This is a genomic window from Yimella sp. NH-Cas1 (assembly GCF_022359705.1).
GTDB classification, from domain to species: domain Bacteria; phylum Actinomycetota; class Actinomycetes; order Actinomycetales; family Dermatophilaceae; genus Yimella; species Yimella lutea.
In genome coordinates this window covers 2094186-2108015 of the sequence record NZ_JAKSGG010000003.1, presented here as the reverse complement: position 1 = coordinate 2108015, position 13830 = coordinate 2094186, and the positions used below count along the sequence as shown (strand labels likewise).

The following is a 13830-nucleotide window of genomic DNA, read 5'->3' as shown; positions in this document are numbered from 1 at the left end:
CGCAGCCAGCTCATGTCCGCTCGAGCCGCCGCGCGAGGTAGGGCGCGGTCACGCTCCCGTCGGCCTGCACGATGTCGGCCGGCGTCCCGGTCGCGACGACTCGACCGCCGGCGTCTCCTCCGCCCGGGCCGAGGTCGATGACCCAGTCGGCTGTGGCGATCACGTCGAGGTCGTGCTCGACGAGAACCACCGTGTTGCCGGCGTCGACGAGCTGGTGCAGCTGGCGCAGCAGCAGCGCGGTGTCGGCGGGGTGCAGTCCTGAGGTGGGTTCGTCGAGCAGGTAGAGAGTGTGGCCTCGGTGCGCCCGCTGGAGCTCGGTAGCGAGCTTGATGCGTTGCGCCTCGCCGCCGCTCAGTTCGGTCGCAGGCTGTCCCAGTCGCAGATATCCCAAGCCCACCTCGCGCAGCGTCCGAAGGCTGCGTGCAACGGTCGGCACGTCGGCGAGGAATCTCGCGGCATCGTCGACGGACAGGGCGAGGACCTCCGCGATGTTCTTGTCGCGATAGGTGATCTGGAGCGTCTCGGGGTTGTAGCGATCGCCGTGGCACGTCGGGCAGGGAGCGTAGGTGCCAGGCAGAAAGAGCAGCTCGACGGAGACGAACCCCTCGCCCTGACAGGTCTCGCACCGGCCCCCGGCGACGTTGAAGGAGAAGCGGCCGGCGCCGTAGCCACGAGCCCGGGCCGCGTCCGTGGCGGCGTACAGCTTCCGCACGGCGTCGAACATCCCCGTGTATGTCGCGAGGTTGGACCGCGGCGTCCGGCCGATCGGGCGCTGGTCGACCAATACCAGTCGGTCGAACGACTCACGAGCAGTCGGGTCCTCGGCCAGGACCTGGGTGACCAGGGTCGACTTGCCGGACCCGGACACCCCGGTGACGGCGGTCAGCACGCACAGCGGGATGTCGACAGACACGTCGCGCAGGTTGTGGCGATGTACGCCGGTCAGTCGCAGCCAGCCCTGCGGGGCCCGCGCATCGTGCACAAGCCGCTCAGAGCGACCGAACAGGTAGGCGCTGGTGACCGAATCCGTAACCTCTTCGAGGTCCGCGACAGGGCCGCTGTGAAGCACCCGACCTCCGGCCTCGCCCGCACCCGGGCCGATGTCGACGACCCAATCTGCTCGTCGTACGACGTCGAGGTCGTGCTCCACGACGAACAGCGTGTTGCCAGACGCCTTGAGGCGGTCCAGGACATCCAGCAGGGGCTCTGCGTCGGCCGGGTGCAGTCCGGCGAAGGGCTCGTCCAGGACGTAGACGACCCCGAACAGACCCGAACGCAGCTGCGTGGCGATCCGCAGGCGCTGCGCCTCTCCAGGCGACAGCGTCGTCGAGCTCCGTCCCAGGCTCAGGTAACCCAGGCCCAGATCTAGGAGCACCTCGACGCGCGCGACCAGGTCAGTGCAGATCCGCGACGCGACCTCGTCGGCACCCGCGGGCCGCTCGGCGACCGGACGCAGCAGAGTCACCAGCGCTGTGAAGGGCAGGTCGTTGACCTCGGCGATGGAACGCCCGAGGAAGGTCACCGCGAGGGCTTCGGGCCGTAGTCCACTGCCCTGGCAGTCCGGGCAGGGCGCTTCCTCCACGAACCGCATGGCCCGCTCGCGCATCCGCTCGCTCGTGGAGTCGGCCAGCACGTGCATGACGTGGCTGCGCGCGCTCCAGAACTTGCCGTAGTAGCCGTGGTCGACGCGACCTGGTTCAGGCTCGATGAGCACCGAGGGCTGCTCTTCGGTGAACAGCAGCCAGTCGCGGTCCCGCTTCCTGAGACTGTGCCACGGCTTGTCGACATCGATGCCGAGCCCCATCACGATGCTGCGCAGGTTGGCGCCCTGCCACGCGCCCGGCCAGGCGGCGATCGCCCCTTCACGGATGCTCAGTGACGGGTCCGGGACGAGCAACTCCTCGGTGACGTCGTGGACGACGCCCAGGCCGTGGCAGCGCGGGCACGCGCCCGCGCTGGTGTTGGGCGAAAACGCCTCGGCCGCGAGGTGATCGGCACCAGCCGGGTAATCGCCGGCCCGCGAGTAGAGGATCCGCAGCAGGTTGGACAGCGTGGTGATGGTGCCGACCGACGAGCGCGAGGTGGCCGCGCCCCGGCGCTGCTGAAGCGCGACCGCAGGCGGCAGGCCGGTGATCTCCTGCACGTGCGGGGCGCCGACCTGCTGCAGCAGCCGGCGCGCGTAGGGCGCTACCGACTCGAAGTAGCGGCGCTGCGCCTCGGCGTACAGCGTGCCGAAGGCCAGCGACGACTTCCCCGACCCAGAGATCCCGGTGAACGCCACCATCACGTTGCGAGGAATGTCCACATCGATATTGCGCAGGTTGTTCTCATTGGCACCGCGAACATGCACAAAGCCATCGGTCGCATCGGTGGTCACGTGCTGCCCCTGTCGGTCGCCCTCGGTGTCGTCGACGACAAGTTATCGCGCTGCCCGAACGCCATCGTCACTGAGACTCGTCCGCGGCGGACCTGGGTGCAGCAGATGCGTGTTTGCGTGACGGGCCGAGGCGGTGTGCACGGCTGTCAGCCGAGATGCTCCTGGTCTCGGAGCTGCCGCCGGACTCGGCGGCCGTCCGAATCGCGCCGGAATCCTTACGATGGTCGCCGGTTCGTCGCCGCGGGCGCGGGACGGATCGAGATGGTTTCGTAGGTCGCGTCCGGCGTCGCGGTGAGCGCGGTGCGGACAGCGGTCGCCACCGACTCCGGGCGCAGGAACTCCAGCGGGTCGTACGGCCGGTTCTCGGACGCGACAAGTTCGCGCTGCATGTCGGTGTCGACACGTCCGGGGTGCACGGAGCAGACGCGGATGCCGTCGGGGCGCAACTCCTCGCGCAGAACATCGGTCAGCGCGGTGAGGGCGAACTTGGTCGCCGGGTAATGGCCGCCCTTGCCGGACGCCTTCAGGCCCGAGCCGGAGTTGATCGTGACGATCGTGCCCTCAGCGGCCTGTAGCGCCGGCAACAGCAGGCGAGTGAGGTCGGAGACCGCAATCACGTTGAGCTCGAACATTCTTCGCCAGATGTCACGCGAGGAGTCCTCGGTGCGTTGACCGCCGGCGACGCCTGCCGAGTGCACGACGGCGTCGAGACGATCGAGTCCCAGCGCGGCGACGGCGTCCGCCGTCGACTGTTCGTCGGCTAGGTCGCAGATGAAGGGCTGAGCAGACTCGTACGAGGCGCAGGCGGATTCGACAGCATCTCGGTCACGTCCGCCGATGATCAGGTGATGGTCGGGCGCGAGAGCGGCACACACGGCGGCGCCGATCCCTCGGGTGCCTCCGGTGACGAGCACGCTGGGGCGGGTCATTCGGTGGCCTCCTTGCTGGTGACGGTCATCAGCTGCATCCAGGGCGCTCCGTAGGTGGTCACCATCGCGACGTCGGCGGCATCGCGGCCGATACCGATGATCACGCGTCCCTTGCGTGGGCTGTCCCAGCGCGGGTCGAAGTCCCACCAACGATCGCCGAGCCACACCTGAGTCCACGCGTGGAAGTCGTACGGACGTCCGGTCGGTTCGACGTCCATCTCGCTGATGTAGCCATGCACGTACCGCGCGGGGATGTTCATCGCCCGGCAGAAAGTGATCATCAGGTGCGCGAAGTCGCGGCAGACGCCCTGGCCACTGGCGAAGGTGTCGACCGATGTCGCGGTGCTCGTGGTCGAGCCGGTCGTGTAGCTCAGCCACTGGTTGACGAAGGTGTTGATCGCTGCAACCCGCTGGTAGCCCGGCTTCATCGTGCCGAAGCGCTTCCACGCCTGGTTGCCGAGCAGATCGGGCAAGCAGTAGCGGCTGGTCAGGGTGTAGAGCAGCACGTCGTCCGGGAGGTCGGTGGGCGCCATCTCGGGGGCGTCCTCGTCCCAGGAGTCGAACGCGTCCGGAACTGTGGCCAGGGCCGAGTAGGTGAGTGTCGTGACCCCGATCGGCAGGGTGAGGCGGGTGCACGGGTTGTCGTACACGTCGCGGAAGTGGTGCAACGGGAGGTCGTCGGTGATCGTCCAGTTCTCGTCCTTGATCGACACGGTGTCGGACGGCTGCGCTGCCACCTGGAAGACGGCGGCGGTGGGCGCCAGCGAGGAGTAGCGGAAGGTGCATCCGAGTTGCAGGGTGCGAGTGGACACGACGCTCCTGTTCGTTGGATCGGGGGACCTGCTCACTCTAGGTGGGGACGACAGCGCTGCGGTGCCTCGCAGGGGTGGCACAATGCAGGCATGAGCACGCCTGGCATGCGCCCGAACAACGCCCACCTTCCGAAGCTGACCCTCGACTACCCGATGTCGCTGGGTGTCTTCAGCGAGTACGAGGAGGCGCAGCGGGCGGTCGACTACCTGTCCGACCACGAGTTCCCGGTGCAGCAGTGCATGATCGTCGGCACCGACCTCAAGCAGGTCGAGCGGATCACCGGGCGTCTGACCTGGGGACGCGTGCTGCTGGGCGGCCTGGCGTCCGGTGCCTGGCTGGGTGCGTTCGTCGGACTGATCTTCAGCCTGTTCTCCAACGAGAACGGCCTGTCGATGATCCTGTCCACGGTGCTGCTCGGTGCGCTCTTCGGAGCGTTCTGGGCGGCCATCGGTTACGCAGCAACCCGGGGCCGTCGCGACTTCACCTCGGTGTCTCAGGTGGTCGCCACGAAGTACGAGGTGCTGGTCGAGCACAAGAGCGTCAATCAGGCGCGTGAACTGCTGTCGCAGATGGGCGGCGACGCAGGCCGCGCGGCGCGGGCTGCGCAGGAAGCGACGTACGCTCCCCGTGATGCCGGTCCGCAGCGCACCTACAGCGAATCGTTGAACGACGGTCGTGGCGGGGCGACTGCGCAGCCGACGCCCGAGGGACAGCAGAGCTGGCCGGCGACCGAGCCGCGCTACGGACAGTACCAGCAGCCGCAACAGCCGGAGACTCCGAACCAGGGCTAACCTATGCAACTCGTTGCACAACAGCGAGTTGCATAGTACTTTCGTCGCGTGGCACTGGAGCACGCGATCCTCGTCTCGCTCGCCGAACGCTCGGCGTCCGGATACGATCTCGCGCGCCGGTTCGATGCGTCCATCGGGCACTTCTGGAAGGCGAGCCACCAGCAGATCTACAAGGTGCTCGCCCGAATGGAAGCCGACGGCTGGGTGAGCACCGAACGTGTGTCCCAGGGGGCGCGTCCGGACAAGAAGGTGCACGCGATCACCGAGGCCGGGCACGCCGAACTCCTCGCCTGGTCGGCCCGTCCGACGCCCGCTGAGGCTGTGCGCAGCGAGTTCGCCGTCCGTATCCGTGCGCTGCACCTGCTAGATCGAGCGACGGTGCTGGGCGCCGTCCGGGACCGGCGGCAACAGCACGAGGACGCCCTCGCGGGCTACGAAGCCAGCCGCCGCAAGTACTTCGCCGACCCGGCTGAACTCGCCGACGACGAGATCGGCCCCTACCTCGCGCTACGAGGTGGAATCCGCTTGGAACGCAACGGTATCGACTGGTGCGACGAGATCATCGAGACATTGGAGCAGAGATGAAGAAGTTCCGCGAGGCGGCCGAGGCCCACGACTGCGACGCGATGGCCGCGCTGTTGGCCGACGACGTCCGCTTCATCAGCCCGGTGGCATTCAAGCCGTACGAGGGCAAGGCGGTCACGGCCGCGATCCTGCGTGGGGTGATGCGCGTCTTCACCGATCTGCGGTACGAGCGCGAGATCGTCGATGGCCGGCAGAGCGCACTGATCTTCCGGGCGATGGTCGGTGACACGGAGGTCAACGGCTGCGACTTCATCACCGTGGGACCGGACGGGTTGATCACCGAGTTCATGGTGATGGTCCGTCCGCTGCGCGGCGCGAATGCGCTCGCCGAGGCGATGGGCGCACAGTTCGACCAGATCCTGGCCGAGGCCGCCGCCGACATGACCGATTCACAGAAGTGAGCACACCGATGACGAACCCGCAGCAGTACCCGCACCTGCTCAGCCCGCTCGACCTCGGATTCACCGAACTGCGCAATCGCGTCGTGATGGGTTCGATGCACACCGGCATGGAGGACAAGCTCAAGGACCTGCCCAAGCTCGCGGCGTACTTCGCCGAGCGTGCTCGCGGTGGTGTCGGACTGATCGTCACCGGCGGCTACGCGCCGACCAAGCGTGGGTGGCTGCTGCCCTTCGGTAGCGAGATGACCAACGCACGGCAGGCCGCCAAGCATCAGGTCGTCACCGACGCGGTGCACGCCTACGACGGCAAGATCCTGCTGCAGGTCCTGCACGCCGGCCGCTACGGGTACACCCCGTTCAACCTTGCGCCGTCGCGCAAGAAGTCGCCGATCACGCCGTTCCGGCCGTGGGCGATGTCGACCAAGCAGGTCGACCACACGGTGTCGGCGTTCGCGAAGGCGGCGAAGCTGGCCAAGGACGCCGGCTACGACGGTGTCGAGATCATGGGGTCGGAGGGCTACCTGATCAACCAGATGCTCGCTGCCCGCACCAACGACCGCACGGACGCGTGGGGCGGCACCGCCGAGAAGCGGATGCGCTTCCCGGTCGAAATCGTCGCTCGCACAAGAGAACTCGTCGGCGACGATTTCATCCTGCAGTACCGCATCAGCCTGCTCGACCTGGTCGACAACGCGCAGACCTGGCAGGAGACCGCCGAACTCGCCAAGAAGCTCGAGGCAGCGGGTACGACGATCCTCAACACCGGCATCGGCTGGCACGAGGCACGCGTACCGACCATCGTGACCTCGGTACCCCGCGCCGCATTCGCCTGGACGACAGCGAAATTGAAGGACGAGGTCGGTATCCCGGTCGTCGCGTCCAACCGGATCAACAAGCCGGAGACCGCCGAGGAGATCATCGCGTCAGGCCAGGCCGACCTGGTGTCGATGGCACGTCCGTTGCTCGCCGACGCGGAGTTCGTGAAGAAGGCGCAGGAGGGCCGCTCCGAGGAGATCATCACCTGCATCGCCTGCAACCAGGCCTGCCTCGACCACACGTTCGCGAACAAGCGCGCCAGTTGCATGCTCAACCCCCGCTCGGGCCACGAGACCGAACTCGTGCTGCTGCCAACGCGGACCGTGAAGCACATCGCGGTCGTCGGTGCCGGCCCCGCCGGGCTTGCCGCCGCCGTGGAGCTGGCCGGACGCGGGCATCGGGTGGAACTGTTCGAGGAGTCGGCGGAGATCGGTGGCCAGTTCAAGCTCGCCGCGAAGATCCCCGGCAAAGAGGAGTTCGTCGAGACGATCCGCTACTACGAGCACATGCTGGATCTGCGAAATGTCAAGACTCACATGGGAGTTCGCGCGAGCCTCGACGACCTGAGGCACTTCGACGAGGTCGTGCTCGCCACCGGCGTCGAGCCGCGCGTGCCATCGATCGCGGGCATCGACCACCCGAAGGTGGTCACGTACCAGCAGGTGGTCGGCGAGGGCGTCCCTGTCGGGCAGCGCGTTGCCGTGATGGGTGCCGGCGGCATCGGCTTCGACGTCAGTGAGTTCCTGCTGCACGACGTGGGGGAGAGCCTCGATCATTGGATGCAGCGGTGGGGTGTCACCGATCCCGAACAGGAGCGCGGTGGCCTTACCGACAAGGTGAAGATCAGTCCGCGCCGCGAGGTGATCCTGTTGCAGCGCAAGGCTTCTGCGCACGGTAAGGGCCTGGGCAAGACCACCGGATGGGTGCACCGTCAGACCCTCAAGGACTCCGGCGTGCAGTTCGTCGGTGGGGCTGAGTACGTGCGTGTCGACGACGACGGTCTGCACATCACCGTGCCCGTCGACCCGAAGGACGAGAAGTCCGAGCGTGAGGCGAAGGTGCTGCCCGTCGACACCGTCGTGCTGTGCACCGGGCAGGAGTCGGTGCGTGACCTGGTGCCGCTCACCGATGCCCTCGGCAAGCCGGTGCACGTCATCGGTGGCGCGGACGTCGCGGCTGAACTGGACGCGAAGCGGGCGATCAAGCAGGCGACCGAACTGGCTGCGCGGCTCTAGATTTTCCTCGCCCACAGCGGTCCCGGTTTCCGACCAGGGACGTTGTCGGTGGGCCCGCCTAGAGTCTTCGTATGGCCCTTAGCTACGAGTTCTACGAACCGGTCTCACCGGTGGAATTCGTTCTGCTGCAATCGCTTTCGGATCAGAAGCAGCGTTTGTTGAACCAGCTTGTGAACGCTTTGGGTTCACCTGCGGAGATGCTGACGTTCGCGAACCGGATGTCCCGTGAAGCGTTCTACCGGCTCGATGCCGAAGCCGTGCGGAACGCCGGTGGCATCAGCACCGCTCGGCCCGTCGATGTCGATGACATGCGGCTGTTGGAGGAAGCCATCAAAGGCTCCACCCAGTTGGCGTCCACGTCACAAGCCGTGCAGGCAATGGCCATGGCTCGGTATGCCGCGATCGATGAAGAGCTGGTCGATTCCGACACCGGCGTCACGGCGAAGGTCGAGTATGCGCTCGGTCACCAGGCGTCGTTCGCCGACACCGACCTGGCGGCTGCCTGTCAGATGGCACCCCGCACCGCGTCGAGCAAGCTGAGCAACTCCATCGATGCGTGCACCAGAACTCCCGGGTTGCTGGCTGCGGCGGTGGAAGGGGAGATCCCGTTCTGGAAGGTGTCGCTCGTTGCGTCGGAACTGGTGAACGCCTCACCCAAAACCTCCCACCGGGTCGAGCAGCACCTGCTCGACACCAAAGGCTTCGACGCCTGGGGTTACCTCAAAGTGAAGAGCGCCGCGCGGGCACTGGTGACCCAGTGGGAGGCCGAGGCCGCGAAGAAGACCCGCCAGAAGGAAGCCAAAGAAGCCACCGGTGTGTGGGTTCGTCCCTCCGACATTGCCGGGATGGCGGAGTTGTGTGCCGTCGGCCCGGCCGACCAGATCGCCCGCATCTACGGAGCCGTGGACCAGTTGGCTGATCGACGCTCGAAGAACCCGCCCGAGGGCAACGAGACCGGTGAATCGAAGCCGACGCTCGGACAACTGCGCCTGGGCGCGTTGCACGACCTCGTCACACAAAGCGCCGACATCTCCTACCACGTCGTCATCCAGGTCCCTGTCGTGCGTGAGGAACAAGCCGCCACGGCTGCAACGAAACGTGCCACCGACGACCCGGACCACGAGCCCGAGGCGTCCCCGGACGACGGATCACCACCACCCGGACAATCCAGCTCATCCCCGCGAGGCCCGGACGACTTTGAATTCGCTTCAGAAACAGGTGAAACCGCCCGGGCGTACAAAGCCGGTTGGGCACGGATCGCCGGGATTGGGTTCATCCGGCCCGAAGTGCTCGACGCGTTGATCGACCAGTTCGGTTGCCGCCTGACCCGGGCACTGGTCGACGCCGACACCGGAGTCACCGGTGAAACCTCGACGACGGCGTACGAGCCCACACCCAGGATCAGGGAGTTCGTGCAGCAACGCGACCAGACCTGCCGGTTCCCGATGTGCACCAGGACCGCCATCAGGTGCGACATCGACCACGTCATCGAATGGCCCCAGGGACCGACTGTCGGGCACAACCTCGCCGCACTTTGTCGTCACCATCATGACGCGAAGACGAAGAAGCACTGGGACTACGAGATGAGCGACGACGGAGTCTGTACCTGGACCTCACGCACCGGCCGCACCTACGTCACCTACCCGGACTCGGTGCACGACGATTCATCGCCCGGTCCGTCCGGACTCGATCGCGCGGGCGCCGCGACCTGGGCGACCTGAAGTTCGGTGAGTTCGCCGCGGTGGACCAGGAATCCGTTGCCCGGACGCGGACGGTCGAGTTTGGGGCATCGGAGCGCGAACAGTTCACCGTCGGTGCGGCTCGGCATCAGCAGCACGCCTGTGCCACGGCGCCGCAGTTCGCCGACGAGTCCCCGGTAGTTGCCGGAGAGCTGATCGATGTCTCCCGACGCGACGACGACGGCGCCGGTGCTGCTCGCCTTGGCCGCGTAGCGGGCCAGCGACTCCTCGATCTCCGAGTCGACCAACGCACAGACGTCGTCGATCAAGAGAACGCCGGTCGGATCGCGAGCAAGCCACTCGGCCAGTTGTGTCCCGTCTTCCGGTTGGAAGACGTCATCGGGCAGGTCAGCGCGGGTGTCGGTGGAGATCCAGCAAGTAGGACGCCCGTGCAACTGTTCGGCAACCGTGAGGAGGGTCGTGGTGCGTCCGCTGCGGGGTGGTCCCGCGATGATCGCGACCAGATCATCGAGCCGTCCGAGGGGAGTGCGACCGTGCCGTCGGCGCCGGCTCCGACGGCGATTCCCTGAGACGGAGCCAGGTCGGTGACAGGCACTGCGGTCGGGACCGCATCGATGCGGTGTATGCCGGTCGGCACGAAGCATGCAGGCAGCTCGGCAGGAAGCGTGATCTGCAGTTCTGTCCCGTCCGGCACCGTCAGACCGCGCCCGGGTGGCATGTCTGAGGGGATGCAATCGCGAGGGACCCCGATCGCCGCGAGATCGTCCTTGTCGGCCATCGCCAGTGCGATCTGGGAACGAAACAGTGACAAAGAGCGGCTGGTCAGCAATCCGCGTCCCCCGGTCGCCAACACGTGCACGTCGGCGGATGAACCGTCGCGCAGGATCGTGGTCGCCAGGTCCATGAGGCGGAAGAGCGCCGCGTCGTCGGCGAGATCGTCGAGCACGTCCCAGCCGTCGATCACCAGGATCAGCCGCTGACGCCCCCGCTCAGGATGTCGTCGACGGTCGGTGATCTCGTCGGTGACGTACTCCAGTACGCGTTCGACGCGACTCGGTTCATCCGGGCTGACGACGGCTCCCACGCGCGAATGGCTGCCCAGATCGGCCAACGACCGCCCGAGATCGAGGATGTAGACGTGCGGGGCGTCGTCCTGGGAGAGGGCCTCGGCCAACAGGGTGCGGACTGCCGTCGATCGTCCACTGCGCGGACCACCGACGATCGCAAGGTGCTGATCGGTCGGCGGCGACCACACCATGGCCGGCTGATCCTGTCGGTGCGGGCGATCGGCGACGCCGAATCGGTAGCCCGCTGATTCTGCGCCGCAGACGGTCACTGAGTCGCGTCCGTCGAGGGTCCGTCGTGTCACTGCGTCCGGCAGTGGCGGGAGCCACGGAGGCGGCGAAGCGGTGATCCGGAGGTGTTCTGCGCAATCCTTGAGCAGGGGCGCGAGCCGGGTGAGGATCGACTCGTCTTCGGTTCCGCGGTGCTGGGTAGGTCGACCGAACTCACCCACCGAGATGCTGTCGCGCCGTAGTGCAGGCACTGTGACTCGCGCGCTCTGGAACAGCTGGGACTCACCACCGCCGCAGCGCAGGTATCCCCGTCCGGGGGACGACGCCGGGATTCGGGCGGCGTCCACGGTGTCGATGACGTCCTGGGAGTCGCCGTCGTCACGCACCCGCAGCGCGATGCGCAGGTTGACGTTGGCTCTGATGTCGGCCGACACGATGCCGGCCGGACGCTGTGTCGCCAGCACCAGGTGCACACCCAACGATCGCCCCACGGTCGCCAGTCTCACCAGACCGTCGACGAAGTCAGGCAATTCCTCTGCCAGCACGCGGAATTCGTCGATGATGAGGCACAAGCGCGCAATGGTCGGGGCGCTCGGATCGCGGTGATAGTCGTCCAGGTCCTTCGCGCCGGCTACAGCAAGCAATCGTTCACGGCGCTGGAGCTCGGCCTGCAGTGACACGAGTGCGCGCTCGGTGAGATGCCCGTCAAGATCGGTCACCAGCCCCACTGTGTGGGGCAGCCGAGCGCACTCGCGAAAAGCTGCGCCGCCCTTGTAATCGATGAGGACGAAGTTGAGTGCATCCGGACGGTTGGCGGCAGCCAGCGAAGCGATGAGCGTCTGCAACAGTTCCGACTTGCCTGCGCCGGTCGTGCCGGCGAGTAGCGCGTGCGGTCCGTCGACCACCAGGTCGGTGACTGCCGGTCCTGACGCCGTGGCACCGAGGAGGGCGGACATCACCGGTCGACGGGGCCAGTTCGCTTGAAGCGCAGCGATATCGAGCAGGTCTGTGCCCAGGTGTGAGCGCCATACCTCGTCCAGTCCGACCTGTGTCGGTGGAGTGCCGTTGACATCGATCGACGAGATGTCGTGTGCGGGGGCGAGGAGCCTCGCCGAACGATCGAGCAGTCCGGTGGCCGGCAGATCGGGGACACAGTCGGTGACGTCATCGGCGAGCACCGTCATCCGTGTCGAGGAGTGCAACCGGACGATCGGATGGGCGCGGTCGGGTAACTCGGTCTCGCCGAACGCGACGACGCTGCAACGGTAACGCTTCGGATCGCCGATGATCTCGGTCAATGCCTTTGCAGCGCAGGTGAACTCCGCGTCAAGAAGGATGAGCAGCAGACTCGGCGGATCCTGTGAACGATCGTCCGGGGAGCAGACCGGAAGGCCGCGGACGAAGTCGGCGAGGGCGTCCGGATGGTCGAGGTCGAACAAGGCCGCGGGACGGTCGAGCACGGGTCGCAGGTGGGGGAGCCAGCCCAGCTCGGTCTCATCGAGCCGGCGGTGGCTGACGACTGCGATCCTCAGGTGCGCCGGTGAGTGCCAGGCCACGGCCTGGACCAGCAGGCTCTCGAAAGCACGTCGATGGTCGTGACCGGCCACGCCGACGACGCGGTGCGCCGCGAGATCGACCGTCACGGGCGCGTCCGGCAGCGGCACCCGCTCGTCCTCGGCGCCCTCGCGTTCCACGGTCAGCCCGGAGGTGATGGTTCCGCGACCGATTCGCCAGTGCAGGTACCCGTACTCGGCCGGGTGTCGGTGCCACAATCGCCGGTCGAGGGTCTCGATGGTGCGGAATGCATCGCTGAGACCTGGGAGTGCGCGGATTCTGATCGCGTGCTCGGCCAGCAGCGTGCGGGCGACCCGCTCCCGGTGGCGTTGCAGGGCCTGGTTGTAGTCATCGATGTCTCGTCCGCGAGATCGTCGTCCGTCGCGCTTGTCCGACAGGTGCTGGGCGAGCATCAGCACGGGACTGAAGAGGGCGAAGGCGAGGAACATCATCGTCTTCATCCACCACGCGAGGCCGACACCGATCACGAGCGGGAGCAGGATCACGATCCACGGCATCGTGCGTCGATCTGGACGTCGCGGGCGCGTCGGGGCGGATAGCCGCACCTGTGGTGGTGGGGCGGAACGCGCCGGCGGACGCCGAACCGGCACCCTCGCGTCCTGTGCCGGGCGTCGCCCTGCAGGTGGTGTGCTGAGTGTGAGCGTGGAGTTGCCGACCCTCAGTTCGTCACCGACGCGCAGCTCCGACCCCGATTCGACCGCACCGATCTTCCGGCCGCCGATCTGCGTACCGTTCGTCGAATCGAGATCATGGACGGTGACCCGACCGGCGTCCAGGGCCACCGCGCAGTGCAGTCGCGACACGTCCGGGTCGTCGAGAGGAAAGACCGCAGGTTCAACCCTGCCGATCGTCAGCGGCCGGCGGTCGAGCCATCGTCGCGCGCCGACCTGCGGGCCGTGGATGCATTCAAGGGCCAGCAGTCCACGATGCGTTGCTGCGGTGGGTCGGAACGACAGGACCGAACCATGTGCGATGTGGCCGACGAGGAAATCGTCGGTGAGTTCGTCCCGTCCGATCCACACCTTGCTCGGCACCGGACAACCCGACGAGGTCATGGCGGTCCGGACCTCTGCCCACGTCGAGTCGGACGCCGCCGCGATTCGCACGTCGTGGACGGTCGACTCCGCACCCACGATGCTCAGGGCCAGTTCGATCCGACGGATGCTCGAGGACTCAGGTCGTTGCAGGTGTGCCATGGGCGCGGAGTATCGCCCGAGATGGGGTTCGCTGCCGGTGGGCCTGTGGATAAGTGCTCGAAGGTCAACAGATGGTCAAGAACAGGCCAGCCGGACGCCAAATTTTGTGGATGAGTG

Annotated in this window: 10 protein-coding genes; 5 read left to right on the top strand and 5 right to left on the bottom strand. The window is 66.9% G+C overall.

The features are described 5' to 3' along the window. Positions 1-10: 10 nt before the first annotated feature. The 3 genes from uvrA to MF407_RS15905 all read right to left on the bottom strand — a co-directional run bounded on the left by uvrA (position 11) and on the right by MF407_RS15905 (position 4118). Positions 11-2377: an excinuclease ABC subunit UvrA gene (gene uvrA, locus MF407_RS10410; protein WP_141927799.1), complete on the bottom strand. Its 2367-nt coding sequence runs from the start codon at positions 2375-2377 to the stop codon at positions 11-13. A gap of 215 nt (positions 2378-2592) precedes the next feature. Beyond that, entirely contained in the window at positions 2593-3306 is a 714-nt protein-coding gene (locus tag MF407_RS10405) for an SDR family oxidoreductase (protein ID WP_239702233.1), read from the bottom strand. Then, on the bottom strand, positions 3303-4118 hold the full coding sequence (locus MF407_RS15905) for a transglutaminase family protein (protein ID WP_129627360.1): 816 nt from the start codon (positions 4116-4118) through the stop codon (positions 3303-3305). Before MF407_RS15905 ends, MF407_RS10405 begins: the two co-directional genes overlap by 4 nt. Before the next feature lie 90 nt (positions 4119-4208). On the opposite strand from MF407_RS15905, the gene MF407_RS10395 reads away from it, so the two are divergent. The 5 genes from MF407_RS10395 to MF407_RS10375 all read left to right on the top strand — a co-directional run bounded on the left by MF407_RS10395 (position 4209) and on the right by MF407_RS10375 (position 9668). After that, positions 4209-4910, top strand: coding sequence for a general stress protein (locus MF407_RS10395; RefSeq protein WP_205744807.1), 702 nt, complete (start codon positions 4209-4211; stop codon positions 4908-4910). A 48-nt stretch (positions 4911-4958) separates the two neighbouring features. Then, positions 4959-5495, top strand: coding sequence for a PadR family transcriptional regulator (locus tag MF407_RS10390; protein ID WP_129627357.1), 537 nt, complete (start codon positions 4959-4961; stop codon positions 5493-5495). After that, positions 5492-5896 (top strand): nuclear transport factor 2 family protein, encoded by a 405-nt coding sequence (locus MF407_RS10385; RefSeq protein WP_129627354.1) that lies wholly within the window; start codon positions 5492-5494, stop codon positions 5894-5896. Before MF407_RS10390 ends, MF407_RS10385 begins: the two co-directional genes overlap by 4 nt. An 8-nt stretch (positions 5897-5904) precedes the next feature. Further along, positions 5905-7947, top strand: a complete 2043-nt coding sequence (locus MF407_RS10380; protein ID WP_129627351.1) for an NADPH-dependent 2,4-dienoyl-CoA reductase — start codon at positions 5905-5907, stop codon at positions 7945-7947. 71 nt (positions 7948-8018) lie between these two features. Continuing rightward, a complete protein-coding gene (locus MF407_RS10375; RefSeq protein WP_239702232.1) occupies positions 8019-9668 on the top strand; it encodes an HNH endonuclease signature motif containing protein in 1650 nt (549 codons plus the stop codon). On the opposite strand, the gene MF407_RS10370 is transcribed toward MF407_RS10375, so the two are convergent. Further along, positions 9587-9955, bottom strand: coding sequence for a hypothetical protein (locus MF407_RS10370; protein WP_239702231.1), 369 nt, complete (start codon positions 9953-9955; stop codon positions 9587-9589). The two genes, MF407_RS10375 and MF407_RS10370, sit on opposite strands and share 82 nt — an antisense overlap. Further along, the gene (locus tag MF407_RS10365) at positions 9952-13713 is read right to left on the bottom strand and encodes an FtsK/SpoIIIE domain-containing protein (RefSeq protein ID WP_239702230.1); all 3762 of its coding nucleotides are present in this window, start codon (positions 13711-13713) and stop codon (positions 9952-9954) included. Before MF407_RS10365 ends, MF407_RS10370 begins: the two co-directional genes overlap by 4 nt. Positions 13714-13830: the final 117 nt, after the last annotated feature.